Here is a 13,272-nt window from a genome sequence, read left to right as displayed (position 1 = left end):
CTCGGCGGTCCGATAGATTGTGAAGGGCAACCGCGAGACCCTTGACGGTCGACGCTGGTTGCGGTGGGGCGCCCGGCCTCGCTCCACAGGAGGAGAGAACCGATGTCTGCACGGGACGAAGAATACTTTCTCGCGGGGAGCGACATCCAGATCAACGCTCTTCCCAAGATCTCCCTGCACGACCACCTCGACGGCGCGCTGCGTGCGGAGACGATCATCGAGCTGGCCGACGCGATCGGGCTCGCTCTGCCCGCCGCCGGTACCGATGGCCTGGGTGACTGGTTCGAGAACAGTGCCGACTCGGGCTCGCTCGTCTCCTACCTCCAGACCTTCGAGATCACGACGGCCGTCATGCAGACACCGGAGAGTCTCAGCCGAGTTGCACGCGAGTTCGTCAGCGACCTGGCCGCAGACGGGGTCGTCTACGGAGAAGTGCGCTGGGCGCCGGAGCAGCACCTGGCGGCCGGCCTCAGCCTCGACGAGGTCGTCGAGGCCGTTCAGGCGGGCATCGACGCAGGGGTCGACGACGCGCTCGCGGCAGGACGCGGAATTCGCGTAGGGCAGCTGCTGACGGCGATGCGCCACGCCGACCGCTCGCTCGAGGTGGCCCAGCTGGCCGTTCGCCACCGGGAACGGGGAGTCGTCGGTTTCGACATCGCGGGTGCTGAGCTCGGATTCCCCGCCTCGAACCACCGTGACGCGTTCGACTACCTCGCCGCCCACTACTTTCCGGTCACCGTTCATGCGGGCGAGGCCGACGGTCTGCCGAGCATACGGAGTGCGCTCTTCGATGGCCGGGCGCTGCGACTCGGCCACGGCGTGAGGCTCGCCGAAGACATCACCGTGGAGCGGCAGGACGACGAGAGCACCTACGTCACCCTCGGCCCGTTGTCGCAATGGGTCAAAGACCGCGAGATCGCGCTGGAGCTCTCGCCGTCGTCGAACCTGCAGACGGGGGCGATTTCGGCCTGGGGCGACGAGCTGGGCGATCATCCATTCGACCTGCTGTACCAGCTGGGCTTCAGGGTGACCGTGAACCCCGACAACAGACTGATGAGCAATACGACGATCAGCCGTGAGCTCGCCCTACTGTCAGACGCCTTCGGCTATGACCTCGACGACCTCGAAACCTTCCAACTGAATGCCGTTGCTGCAACATTCCTTCCGCTCGAGGACCGCGAGGAGTTGGCTGACGTCATCTCCGAGGGTTTCTACGAAGCCTAGAGCCACCGAGAACTGCGACGGGCACCGGATGCTCCCCCTTCCTGAATCGGCGATACTCCTCGGCCAGCAAGCTGCCGACTGGCGCGCTGCTGTGCTGCTCGCAGGCTCGGCGCTCGAGGCTTCAGGTGCGACCACCGGCGAGTACGGCCCGCGCATGGTCGCCATGGTCGAGGAGTTCGGCGCGTACATCGTGATTGCGCCGGGCCTCGCTCTGGCGCACGCCAGGCCTGGCCCCGACGTTCTGGCGGAAGGGCTGGCTGTGGTGACGCTCGCGAACCCGGTGGTCTTCGGGCATGCGCACAACGACCCCGTCAGCGTGGTGCTGGGCCTCGCGGTCCAGTCGGTCGACGAGCACGTGACGGGCATCGCCGAACTGGCCAACGTCTTCAACGATGAAAGCGTCATCCCACGGCTGGCTGGCGCTCGCTCGGCGGCCGACGTTCAGCAACTGTTGGACCCGCAGCGCTAGGCTTTTCTGCGAGGTACATCGAACACGGTCGCGTTCGACGTGAAGTCGTGTTCGCCTCTACGAGATGGAGCTCATTGTGAAGATCGTCGCCATCTGTGGCGCGGGCATCGGCACCTCCGGCATTCTCAAGGTGAACGCCGAACGCGCCCTCGCGCGGCTCGATCTCGAGGCCGAGGTCACGGCGAGCGATCTGGCCAGCGTTGCCACTGCAGCCGCCGACGCGCAGGTGATTCTCACCTCGCCGGAGTTCGTCGAGGCGATTGGCAAGACCAACGCCGACGTCATCGTGGTGCAGAACTACTTCGACGTCGACGAGCTGACGGCGAAGCTCGAGGCGGCACTCGGCTGACGCTGTGCGCCAGCGCCCGGGGTTCGCCGGTACTGAGGGTGCGTGGGTGCTGGGAGTGCGTCAGTGCGTTCGCAGCGACGTCGCGAGGTCTGACTCGATCCTCGCCGCCGTGGCGAGCAGAGGTGCCAGGTATGCCTCGCGGACGGAGTCGCTCGTGCCAGACGATGCGGCCGTCGACACGTTGACGGCCGCGACAACGGTGCCCGCAGCATCCCGGATCGGAGCAGCGATCGAGCGGAGCCCCTGTTCGAGCTCCTGGTCGACCACCACCCAGCCCTGCTCGCGAACGTGGTCGAGTTCGGCGATCAGCGCGCTCTCAGAGACGACCGTGCGCTCCGTGAGGGCCTGCAGTTTCACCTCGTGGAGGTAGTCCGAGAGCTCGGCTTCTGACAGCCCGGCCAGCAGCACGCGGCCCATCGATGTGGCGTACGCGGGCAGACGGGTTCCGAGGTTGATGCCCACCGACATGATCCGGTGGGTTCGCACACGCACGATGTAGACGATGTCTGAACCGTCGAGGATCGCCGCCGACGTCGACTGGCCGATCGCGTGCGAGAGATCTTCGAGATGCGGTTGCGCGATCTCGGGCAGGGTGAGCCCCGACAGGTAGCTGAAGCCGAGCTCCAGGACCTTGGCTGTGAGGGCGAAGGTCTTGCCGTCGCTGCGAACGTAGCCGAGCTCGATGAGCGTCATCAGGAACCGACGGCTGGTCGCTCGGCTGAGGCCGGTGCCACGCGCGATGTCGCTCAGCGTGAGTACGGGGTTGTCGCCGTCGAAGACCCGGATGACCGACAGCCCCCGCGCGAGAGACTGCACAAACCCGCTGCTGGGCCCCGGCAGCTCGGTGTCTGCGGCCAGATTCACGCGTGGCTCACTCACAGCGAACGGCGCTCTGTTCGAAGCTGCGCAGTCACGACACCAGCTCGCGCATTCCGGTTTCGAGCGCTGCGAGCCGGGCGGCGACCGAGGCCTTTCGCTCCTGCAGTGTGCCCGAGTCGCTCGAGACGTCGATGTACACCTTCAGTTTCGGCTCTGTGCCGCTCGGTCGGACCATGATGCGCGATCCGTCGATGGTGCGGATCCGCAGGATGTCACTCGGCGGCAGCTCGGCAGAACCGTGGGAGAGATCTTCGATGCTTGCGACGGCAATGCCACCGATCTCGTTCGGTGGTGTGGTGCGCAAGTGCTGCATGAGTGCCCCGATTCGACTCAGCTCGGTCACCCTCAACGAGACCTGGGCAGAACCGAAGTGCCCGAACCTCTCGCTGAAGTTGTCGAGCTGGTCGGCGATGGTGAAGCCGTCGACGGCGAGGTCGCTGGCGAGCGACAGGAACGCCACGGCAGCAGAGATGCCGTCTTTGTCGCGAACGGTCTCGGGATTCACCAGGTACCCGAGTGCCTCTTCGTAACCGAAGATCAGGCCGGGCACTCGAGAGACCCACTTGAAGCCGGTGAGCGTTTCACGGAACCGGAGCCCGTAGGCGGCTGCAACGGCGGCCAGGGCGGGGGAGGAGACGACGGAGCAGGCGAGGGTGGCCGGGGCCGCCACTTCGGTGGCGGCAGTCGGCGGCCCAGCAAGTTCGACGGCAGCAGCGTCTCCAGCAGCGTCTCCAGCCGCGACTCCAGACGCGCTCGCTGTGTAGAGTTCTGCGGCGCGCCAGCCGAGCAGTGCGCCGACTTCGTTGCCGGTGAGGCGACGGTAGCCCTCGGCGTTGCCAGCATCGGGGATGGCGATACCCAGCCTGTCGGCATCGGGGTCATTCGCGATGATGAGGTGCGCGCCCTCCGTGCGGGCCGTGGCATAGGCCAGATCGAGGGCTCCGGGCTCCTCCGGGTTAGGGAAGGCGACCGTGGGAAAGACAGGATCGGGGTGGATCTGGGCCTCGACGACGTCGGGTTCGATGAACCCCGCACGCCCGAGCACTGCGGCGAACGTCTGCCAGCCGACTCCGTGCATCGCGGTGTACACAACGCGGGGCTGCGCACCGATCTCCGAAGGGGGCAGCCATCCGACGGCGGCCGTCTTCGCGATATAGGCGTCGATCAGGGATTCTGGTGCGGTCTCGTACTCGCTCGAGCGCGCAAGCTCCGGCACGGTCATCTCGCGGGCCACGCGGAGGATGTGAGCCGAGATCTCCTCGTCGGACGGCGAGACGATCTGCGACCCTTCATCAGCGCCGCCGAGGTAGACCTTGTAGCCGTTGTCGAGCGGTGGGTTGTGAGAAGCGGTGACCATCACTCCCGCGCTCAGCCCGAGCTCGCGCACAGCGAAGGCGACGAGCGGTGTCGGCAGCATACGCGGCATGAGCACGGCCCGTATGCCCGCACCGGCGAAGATCTCAGCGGAGTCGGTTGCGAAGACCCAAGAATTCTTGCGACCGTCGTAACCGATGACGACGGACGGGACCTCACCGTCGCCGGCCTTTTCGAGAAGGTGGGCAGCAATACCCGCGGCGGCCTGGCTCACCAACACGCGGTTCATTCGGTTCGAACCGGCGGCGATGGCTCCCCGGAGGCCTGCCGTTCCGAACGCGAGTCGCGTATCGAAGCGATCATGCAGCTCGGCGATCGAGGTTTCGCCACCGGCGGCCGCCTCGGCGATCAGCCCACTCAGTTCTGCCCTGGTCTCCCCGTCGGGATCCTGGGCGAGCCACGCCGAGGCGCGGCCCAGGAGCTCGAGGACGACAGGGTCGGGCGAAACCGGTGCGCCGCGCCCTGCGGCCTCAGTCACAGTGCCGCCACGATTCGCGCCAGGAGTGCGCTGATCACGGTCTCGGCCTGCTGGCCCGCCTCGATGACTTCGGCGTGCGAGAGCGGCGTCGGCGAGATTCCGGCCGCCAGGTTCGTGATGAGCGACATTCCGAGCACCTCCATACCGGCCTCGCGTGCCGCGATCGCCTCGAGGGCCGTCGACATGCCGACGATGTGCCCGCCGATTGCTTTCGCCATCTGCACTTCGGCCGGGGTCTCATAGTGCGGCCCGCGGAACTGCGTGTAGACGCCCTCGTCGAGTGAATCATCCACCGACCGGGCCAGGTCGCGCAGGCGCCGGGAGTACAGATCGGTGAGGTCGATGAAGGTCGCGCCTTCGAGGGGAGAGTCGGCAGTGAGGTTGATGTGGTCGCTGATGAGCACAGGGGTGCCCGGGCTCCAGCTCTCGCGGATGCCCCCCGCGCCGTTGGTCAGGATCATGACCGACGCGCCCGCCGCGGCCGCTGTTCGCACACTGTGCACCACGCGGCGCACACCGTGGCCCTCGTAGTAGTGCGTGCGAGCACCGATCACGAGCGCGTGTTTGCCATTCGGCAGGCGAACGGACCGGATCGAGCCGACGTGCCCGACGACCGCGGGAGCGCCGAACCCCACGATCTCGGTGGCGGGGATGGTGGCGATGGTCTCACCGATCAGGTCGGCGGCCTTCGACCACCCGCTGCCCAGCGTCAGGGCGATGTCGTGCCGGTCGACACCGGTGCGCTCGGCGATCTGGCCGGCGGCCTCGCGGGCGATCTCGAACGGGCTGAGCTCAGGATTGTCGAGGGGGTTACCGGCTGCGATGTGTGATGCTTCAGATGACATCCCCCTACTTTAGAACCCGCGGCTGCGGCTGCGGGGAGAAGCGCTGCACCCTGTGCAGTTTGGCCGGGCACCCCGTGCTGGGGAAGAATAGCCACCATGGCCTATGAATTCGAGCGCAAGCAGAGAATCACCGTTCTGGGGGGCGGCCCAGGAGGCTATGAAGCGGCTATCGCCGGCGCCCAGCTCGGTGCAGAAGTAACCCTCGTCGAACGCGTCGGGGTGGGCGGTGCGGCCGTGCTCACCGATGTGGTTCCCTCGAAGACGCTCATTGCGACCGCCGAGGCCGCCAGCGCCATCGGTGAAGCGGCCGACCTCGGGGTGCAGTTCTTCAGTCGCACCGACGCGGGCCGCCCTGTGCGCCCCGACGTGGCCGTGAACATCGCCGCCGTGAACAAGAGGCTGCTCGGGCTGGCGCGCCAGCAGTCCGAAGACATGAAGTCCACGCTGATCCGGTCCGGCGTGCGCATCGTTCAGGGCGAAGGGCGAATGGATGGCCGCGACGCGGTCATCGTCTCGACGAATAAAGGCCCCGACGGCATCGATTTCGACCGCATCGAAGGCGACACCATCGTGGTGTCGGTGGGGGCGAGCCCGAGGCTCCTCACCAGCGCGATGCCCGACGGCGAGCGCATCTTCACCTGGACGCAGTTGTACTCGCTGCAGTCGATTCCTGAGCACCTGATCGTCGTCGGGTCGGGTGTCACAGGGGCGGAGTTCGCCTCCGCCTACACCGCCCTCGGCGCGAAGGTCACGCTGATCTCGAGCCGCGACCAGGTGCTGCCCGGTGAAGACGCTGACGCGGCTGCCGTCATCGAGAACGTCTTCCGGCGCAACGGCATGACTGTGCTCTCAAAATCCCGGGCCGACTCGGTGGTTCGCACCGAGACCGGTGTCGTGGCGACGCTCAGCGACGGCCGTACGGTCGAAGGCAGTCACTGCCTGATGGCCGTCGGGGCGATTCCCAACACGGCAGACATCGGGCTCGAAGAAGCGGGCGTGCAGCTCACAGAGTCTGGTCACATCCGCGTCAACCGAGTCGCGCGTACCAGCGTGCCGAACGTCTACGCGGCCGGGGACTGCACGACCTTCCTGCCGCTGGCATCCGTCGCCTCGATGCAGGGGCGCACAGCGGTGTTCCACGCCATGGGCGATGCGGTCAACCCGACCGAGATCCGCAATGTCGCCTCCAACATCTTCACCCAGCCCGAGATCGCCACCGTCGGCTGGACCCAGCGGCAGATCGAAGAGGGGCTCGCGCAGGGCGACATCTACAAGCTGCCGCTGAGCGAGAACCCCCGGGCGAAGATGATGGGCATCAAAGACGGTTTCGTGAAGCTGTTCGCCCGCACCGGTTCGGGTACCGTGATCGGCGGTGTCGTGGTGGCTCCGAAGGCGAGCGAGCTGATCTTCCCGATCGCGCTGGCCGTCGAACACCGCTTGACGGTCGACCAGGTCTCGCGTGCATTCACGGTCTACCCCTCGCTCACCGGGTCGATCACCGACGCGGCGCGAGCCATGCACATCGTTCTCTGACCTGCTCGCAGGCTGATGATTCGTTCACGGGTCTCGTCCACTGGTCTCTGACCCGCTTGAGGTTATCCACAGGCGCGGAGGCAACCGCACTATCTGAGTTATTCTCTCTTTCAGTCACTGAACCCCAGCCAGGCGGTTCGTTCCGAACGAGAGGTTCCCACGATGTCGAGTACAGTGCCACGCCCCCGCGGGGTCACGACCGGAATGGCCGGCCGACGGCGAACCCGGCGTCAATCGGGGTTGCCCACGCGGTGGCCAAGCCTGTGGCCAAGCCGACGGCCCGGTCGCTCGTCGCCAATCTCCTCGGTAATCTCCGCCGTGGCCTCGGTGGTTGCCTCGCTCGCGGCAGTCGGCGTCATCGTGGGCAGTGTTCTTGTCGGCGGAGCGACAGCCGCGCAGGCGGCTCCCGTGGTCACCAGCACCTTCGCGAGTCTCGCGGCGGGCTCCCGACCGGCAGCCATCGCCCTGGGTGACGACGGCAGCGTTTTCACGGCAGACAGCGGCCACGACGCTGTCACGAAGATCACTCCGGCGGGCGTCATCGACCCCGTCTTTCACGGGTGGCTCCCATTGGGTGCCCTGCCGACCACGCTGGTCTACTCGAAGGGAGCGCTGTTTGTCACGAGCCCTCTGCTCGACAAGCTCTGGATGATCGACGCCACCACCGGCGCCATCAACACCTCGTTCGACGCCTCTCTGGGCCTCACCTTCGACAGCCGTCACCCGTCCGCGGTCGCGGCCGACGCCAGCGGCACCATCTACGTGCTCGCCGCCGACGACCAAAGAGTAGTCGCGGTCTCGAGGGCAGGGGTCGTACTCGCCGAATATGCGCTCGACCCTGCGGCTGGCACCCAGGCATTGGCGTTCGGGGATGACGGGTCACTGTTCGCCGCCAACTCCGGGGACGGCACCGTCTCGCGAATCGTCTTCGACCATGCTGGCCACGGCGTGGTGGAGCCGGCGTGGGCAACGGCCGGGCCGGGGGTGCGGCCGCAGGCGCTCGCCTTCGACCATCATGGCTTTCTCTATTCCGTGAGTTCGGCCCACGAGACGGTGTCGAAGTTCGACACGCGACTCCCGTCAGGCCTGAATCTCGCCACAGAGTTCGACCTGTCGGGCTCATACCCCCTCGGAATCACCAGCGATGCGCTGGGCAACGTGTACACGAGCAATGTCGGAGACGACACCATCTCGCTCTTCGAGGTCGACGGGAGCCCGGCAGCGACCGTGGCGACGCTTCCCGGTTTCCCCGATGCGGAATCCGTTGTCGCTGACTCCCACGGTTCAGTCTTCACCGCGAACTTCTCGGCAGACAGCATCAGCCGTGTCGAACTCACGCCGAGACTGACATCATCGCCGCCACCCGGCACCGGCCAGGTAGGAATACCGTATGCATCAGCAGTGCCCTCAACGTCGGGCCTCGATCCGATTGGCTTCACGGTCGTCGGCACGCTGCCCTTCGGGTTGCGCCTCGACCCTGTCACCGGGGTGATCTCCGGGACTCCGACCACGGCGTCGACCTTCGAATTCGATCTCGTCGCGACGAACTCCGTCGGCCGCTCGGAGCCCCAGCACGTAACTCTGACCATCGCCCCGCCCACGGGAAGTACCGGCTGCTGGTACTCGCCACTCCCCTGCGGCCTCTGATGCTCGGGTCGAGGAAGGAAGATGTCGACGAGCCTCAGGGTGGGTCGCCAACTGCCGCAGAATTGATCACATCGAGACTATATTTGCCGGTCGTCAACAAATCGCAGCTCGTCGGCGACATCGACGAGGTCGACGAGGTCGACGATTGTCGGTTGAGAGCCCTGAATACAATTCGCGATTTCGAGAATAGCGAATCATCGAATGAAGGGTAGCCGACACCGACTAGGCGTCGAGCAGGCCGCGGATGTCGTCAGCGGTGAGGGCCGAGCTGAAGACGGCGTCGTCGTCCATCACGGCATCGAAGAGCTTGGCCTTCTGCTCCTTGAGGGCCATGACCTTCTCTTCGATGGTTCCGCCGGCGACCAGGCGATAGACGTTCACGCTCTTGGACTGCCCGATGCGGTGGGTGCGGTCGATCGCCTGCGACTCTGTCGCGGGGTTCCACCACGGGTCGAGCAGGAACACGTAGTCGGCCTCGGTGAGATTCAGGCCGAAGCCACCGGCCTTGAGGCTGATGAGAAAGACCGGGGCCGTTCCGTTCTTGAACCGGGCGATGACGTCAGCGCGCTTCGTGGTCGAGCCATCGAGGTACTCGTAGGCGATTCCCGCGGCTGCCATTCTCGTCGCGGCCTTACCGAGGAACGAAGTGAACTGGCTGAAGATGAGCGCCCGGTGACCCTCGCCGATCACGTCGTCGAGCTGCTCGAAGAGCGCGTCGAGCTTGCTCGACGGAATGTGACTGTACTTCTCATCGATCAGCGACGCGTCGAGGCTGAGCATGCGCAGCAGGGTCAGCGATCGGAAGACGATGAAACGATTTCGGTCCAGGTCCTCGACAAGGCCGAGCAGCTTCTGCCGCTCCCGCTGGAAGAACGTGTCGTACAGTGCGCGATGGGCGGGGGCAAGCGCAATCTGAAGCACCTGCTCCTGCTTGGCCGGCAGCTCGGGAGCCACGAGTTCCTTCGTGCGGCGCAGGAGCAACGGCCTGATTCGTCGGCGCAGTTTCGGCAGCAGCTCGTCCCCCTGGGCGCGCTCGATCGGGCGCACATAGCTTTCGGTGAACTTCTGCGCAGAGGGGAAGAGCCCCGGTGCAACCACGGCGAAGAGCGACCACAGTTCCATCAGGTTGTTCTCGAGCGGAGTGCCGGTGATCGCCAGTTTGAATGGGGCGTCGAAGTCGGTCGCGCAGCGGTGGATCTTCGAAGTGTGGTTCTTGATGAACTGCGCCTCGTCGAGAATGAGCCCCGACCACTCCAGCGCTTGGTAGACCTCGAAGTCCAGGCGAAAGAGGGCGTAGCTCGTCACCACGATGTCGGCGCCTGCCACGAGATCGGCCAGCGGCAGGCGTCCTTTCGACTGCGTCGTGGTCACGCCACGAACCGCGAGCCCGGGGGTGAAACGTGCTGCCTCGGCGACCCAGTTCGACACGACAGACGTCGGTGCGACGACGAGGAAGGGCGGCCGGGCATCCGGAGCTGTGGGCAGGGCCGAAGCGGCCGACGGCGACGCGTCAGCCATCGGCACAGACGCAGGCATGGGCAGTGACGCTTGCATGGGCAGAGATGCTCGCATGGGCACAGGCAGGGGCGCAGATACCGGCTCGACCGCCCCGCTCGATTCGAGCGCGGGCAGCGTCGCCATTCGGGCATGCGCGATGAGCGCGAGGGTCTGCAGGGTCTTGCCGAGCCCCATGTCGTCGGCCAGCACGCCGCCGAGTCCGTGCTCGTGCAGAAAGGCGAGCCACTGGAACCCCTCCTGCTGGTACGGCCGCAGCGTTGCCTGCACCGCCGGCGGCACGGGCACTGGCCGGATGCTCGTAACCTCGTTGAGCCCCGATACCGCCTCCCGCCAGGCCACGGCCTGAACGGTCTCGTCGGCAAGCTCCTCGAGATCGGCCCAGAGGCTCGCCTGGTACCGGCTGATGCGCGCGCCGGTCTGCCATTCGTCGAGCGAGTTCGCCTCGGCGAGCAGCTCGCGCAACCGGTCGAACGCGGGGTGGTCGAGCGAGAAATAGGTCTTGTCGACCATGAGCAGCTTCTTCTCGCCGCGCGAGAGCGCCTTGAACAGTGGCCCGAACGGGATCTGGTAACCGCCCATATTGACGATGATGCCCAGATCGAACCAGTCGCGCTTGTCGCTCTCGACGGTGGTGATCGTCATTTCGGGCTCGCCGGTGAGCTCGCGGTAGTCGGGGCGCTTGCCCACGATGTCGACCCGAACACCGTCGACAGCCTCGATCGCCGGCAGCGTCTTCTCGGTGAAGACGGCGGCTTCGTAGCCCTGCAGAACCAGGCTCGGGTTCAGTGGTGCGGCAGGGTCGAAGAACTCCTCCGGGTCGGCTTCAGCGGTGAAGACGCCGGCCACGCGGGCGAGAATTGTCTGCTCGACGCTGGTGTCGCGAGGCTCGGAGCCGTGCCCGGCGCCCGCATCGTCGGCCTTACCATCCGCGGAATGAAGCGGGAGCCGCGTCGGCTTGCGATCGCCGCCGTACTGCCAGGCCCAGTCGAGAGCGAGCACATTCTTCGGCCTGAATCTCGCTGTCAGCACGAGCAGAGGGGGCTCGATCTCAGGCAGCACGAGCTCAGCGTCGGTGCTCGCCACGTCGACCGCGCGCCTCAGCGTCGGGTAGAAGTCGTCGAGGAACTCGGGCACCTCCGCGGCCGGCACGACGATGTCGGATGCCCGGCTCAGCATGGCGCGAACCTCGTCGCTCAGCGCGCCTCCATGCCCAACAGGCACCCCGCCCGCCGACGTGCCCGCGAGCGGGGCGAGTCTCACCGTCGCCTGCGGTGCGAGTTCGAAGACATAGAGCCCGTGGTCGCCGATCGAACCGACGCCTGTGCTGCCGGGTGAGCTGACACTTCCGACTCCGGTCGAGGTGCCAGATGTACCCAGGCCTGTGCTTCCGCGTGAACCGATTCTTGCGGTCGTTGCAGAGCGCCCGCCTGCAGTAACGGCCGCATCCGCTCGCTCACCGGGCACCGTGCTTGCCGCCGCTCCCGCCGCGACGCCGTTGGTACCGGAAGGTCGTGCTTCGTCGAAGACGACGGCCGGCGTCAGTTGCAGGTCACCCGACGGCAGGGTCGCGGCATCGAGGCGCACCGAAGCACCGGGCGAGACCGTGATGGAGGCGTGCTTGCGGGTGCCGAGCATCCGGATGCCCAGCCGATCGGCCTCGAGCAGAAGTTGCCACAGCAGGGGGCTCTCGAAGTCGTCGAGGTACACCCAGTCGGTGTCGTGGCCCGTGAAGAGCTCCCGGGTGGCGCGGTGCACTGCAGCAAACTGGCTGAACCAACGGTGGTGGGCGGGCTCCAGGCCGAGCCGGTTGATCTGGTGCGAGAAAGAGGTCCAGGTGACATTGGCTTTGATGTAACTGCCCGTCGGCGTCTGCACCACCGGGCGCACGCCGAGCCGCCGCCGGGGGAGGGCGCGGGCGTCATCGCCGGATGCCGGCGCTTTGGCCGTGCGCGAGACGGGCCCGCGCCACTGCTCGGTCGTGCGCGGAACGATCTCGCGAATCTCGAACTGCAGCCCCATGCGGGTCGGCTGTGCGGGGCGACCCTTGTGCGACCGACCGGAGCGTGCGTTCTTCGTCTGCTCGGGCGCATCGGGTACAGTCTGCACTCCGGTGATCCGCCCCACCACAGATCGCCAGTCGGTGGGTTCTGCCTCGCGGGCAGGTACCGAGGACAGGCTCGGAGCGCTTGGATACCACTGCTCCATGGCTGAGCCCGATGCTGAGCCTGATGCAGAGCCAGACGCTGACCCGGAACCTGAGCCGTAGGGTGACCCGTACCTCGGCCCGGATCCGTCGAACAAACCACTGTTGTCGAACGAATCCTCGTCGTCAAACGGGCCGGAACCGGGAATACGGCTGCCCTGCGGTGGCTGGCCGGCAACGCGGTCGATGGGCAGAAAGGCCTCATTCTCAGCGCTGGGGCCGGAGCGGTCATCCGGTGCACCGAAGTCGCCTGCGGCAGCGCGCTCGCGCAGGTGTTCCGCATTGCTTGCCAGCAGCACCGCCGCAACGTGCTTGCAGTCGTATTGCACCGGGCACGTGCAGGTTCCGTCGCGGGCGGTGAAGCGGCCGCTGGCTGTTGCAGTCAGGGCCACCCTGCTGCGGTACGGCACGACGTGGGTTCCCCGCACTCGGGCAGACAGGTTGCCCGTGGCCACGTCCCAGGCGAGATCCGTCAGCGCGGGTGCTCGCCAATACGCCCGCGCCCGGTCGAACGACATGCGGCCGACGAGACGAACAATGTCTGCGACATCGACGAACGGATGCTCGGCCTCAGACATACGTCAATGATCGCAGGCCGTAGCCGATGTAGGTCTCGCCGCCGGGCCACCTCATCTTCGCGAACGGTGTTCCATGCCGCTCCGTTTCGCGCCAGGTGACGCTAAACGCCCACGGCGGCCTCGGCGAAGGGCGTGTCGCGTCAGTTCGGTGCGGGATCCCACCACTCGGCACCTC

The 13,272-nt window shown here is 66.5% G+C and carries 9 protein-coding genes; 5 read left to right on the top strand and 4 right to left on the bottom strand.

Features of this window, described 5'->3' with window-relative positions; translation table 11 throughout:
* The first annotated feature begins 102 nt into the window (after positions 1 to 102).
* The 3 genes from JOE66_RS14805 to JOE66_RS14795 all read left to right on the top strand — a co-directional run bounded on the left by JOE66_RS14805 (position 103) and on the right by JOE66_RS14795 (position 2,042).
* The gene (locus JOE66_RS14805; RefSeq protein ID WP_205110675.1) at positions 103 to 1,224 is read left to right on the top strand and encodes an adenosine deaminase; all 1,122 of its coding nucleotides are present in this window, start codon (positions 103 to 105) and stop codon (positions 1,222 to 1,224) included.
* Positions 1,225 to 1,252: 28 nt separating this feature from the next.
* Positions 1,253 to 1,693, top strand: a complete 441-nt coding sequence (locus tag JOE66_RS14800; protein WP_205110673.1) for a PTS sugar transporter subunit IIA — start codon at positions 1,253 to 1,255, stop codon at positions 1,691 to 1,693.
* A gap of 76 nt (positions 1,694 to 1,769) precedes the next feature.
* Positions 1,770 to 2,042, top strand: a complete 273-nt coding sequence (locus JOE66_RS14795; protein ID WP_205110671.1) for a PTS sugar transporter subunit IIB — start codon at positions 1,770 to 1,772, stop codon at positions 2,040 to 2,042.
* 60 nt (positions 2,043 to 2,102) lie between these two features.
* On the opposite strand, the gene JOE66_RS14790 is transcribed toward JOE66_RS14795, so the two are convergent.
* Genes JOE66_RS14790 through JOE66_RS14780 form a run of 3 tightly spaced genes read right to left on the bottom strand, consistent with a single transcriptional unit; the run spans position 2,103 to position 5,618 of the window.
* Positions 2,103 to 2,921, bottom strand: coding sequence for an IclR family transcriptional regulator domain-containing protein (locus tag JOE66_RS14790; RefSeq protein ID WP_307827227.1), 819 nt, complete (start codon positions 2,919 to 2,921; stop codon positions 2,103 to 2,105).
* A gap of 31 nt (positions 2,922 to 2,952) precedes the next feature.
* Positions 2,953 to 4,773 (bottom strand): phospho-sugar mutase, encoded by a 1,821-nt coding sequence (locus JOE66_RS14785; protein WP_205110669.1) that lies wholly within the window; start codon positions 4,771 to 4,773, stop codon positions 2,953 to 2,955.
* A complete protein-coding gene (locus JOE66_RS14780; protein ID WP_205110667.1) occupies positions 4,770 to 5,618 on the bottom strand; it encodes a purine-nucleoside phosphorylase in 849 nt (282 codons plus the stop codon). Before JOE66_RS14780 ends, JOE66_RS14785 begins: the two co-directional genes overlap by 4 nt.
* A 96-nt stretch (positions 5,619 to 5,714) precedes the next feature.
* Here JOE66_RS14780 and JOE66_RS14775 point away from each other — a divergent pair, with 96 nt between their 5' ends.
* Entirely contained in the window at positions 5,715 to 7,151 is a 1,437-nt protein-coding gene (locus tag JOE66_RS14775; RefSeq protein ID WP_205110665.1) for an NAD(P)H-quinone dehydrogenase, read from the top strand.
* A gap of 318 nt (positions 7,152 to 7,469) precedes the next feature.
* A complete protein-coding gene (locus JOE66_RS14770) occupies positions 7,470 to 8,798 on the top strand; it encodes a putative Ig domain-containing protein (RefSeq protein ID WP_205110663.1) in 1,329 nt (442 codons plus the stop codon).
* A 222-nt stretch (positions 8,799 to 9,020) separates the two neighbouring features.
* On the opposite strand, the gene JOE66_RS14765 is transcribed toward JOE66_RS14770, so the two are convergent.
* Positions 9,021 to 13,097, bottom strand: coding sequence for a DEAD/DEAH box helicase (locus tag JOE66_RS14765; RefSeq protein WP_205110660.1), 4,077 nt, complete (start codon positions 13,095 to 13,097; stop codon positions 9,021 to 9,023).
* Positions 13,098 to 13,272 lie beyond the last annotated feature (175 nt).

This window comes from Subtercola frigoramans, from assembly GCF_016907385.1.
GTDB lineage: Bacteria > Actinomycetota > Actinomycetes > Actinomycetales > Microbacteriaceae > Subtercola > Subtercola frigoramans.
This window is presented reverse-complemented; position numbering and strand designations above follow the sequence as displayed.

Bases quoted from the DNA above. Each gene is read 5' to 3' on its own strand.
- JOE66_RS14765 (WP_205110660.1), bottom strand. From the start codon at position 13,097: ATGTCTGAGGCCGAGCATCCGTTCGTCGATGTCGCAGACATTGTTCGT.
- JOE66_RS14775 (WP_205110665.1), top strand. From the start codon at position 5,715: ATGGCCTATGAATTCGAGCGCAAGCAGAGAATCACCGTTCTGGGGGGC.
- JOE66_RS14780 (WP_205110667.1), bottom strand. From the start codon at position 5,618: ATGTCATCTGAAGCATCACACATCGCAGCCGGTAACCCCCTCGACAAT.
- JOE66_RS14800 (WP_205110673.1), top strand. From the start codon at position 1,253: ATGCTCCCCCTTCCTGAATCGGCGATACTCCTCGGCCAGCAAGCTGCC.
- JOE66_RS14805 (WP_205110675.1), top strand. From the start codon at position 103: ATGTCTGCACGGGACGAAGAATACTTTCTCGCGGGGAGCGACATCCAG.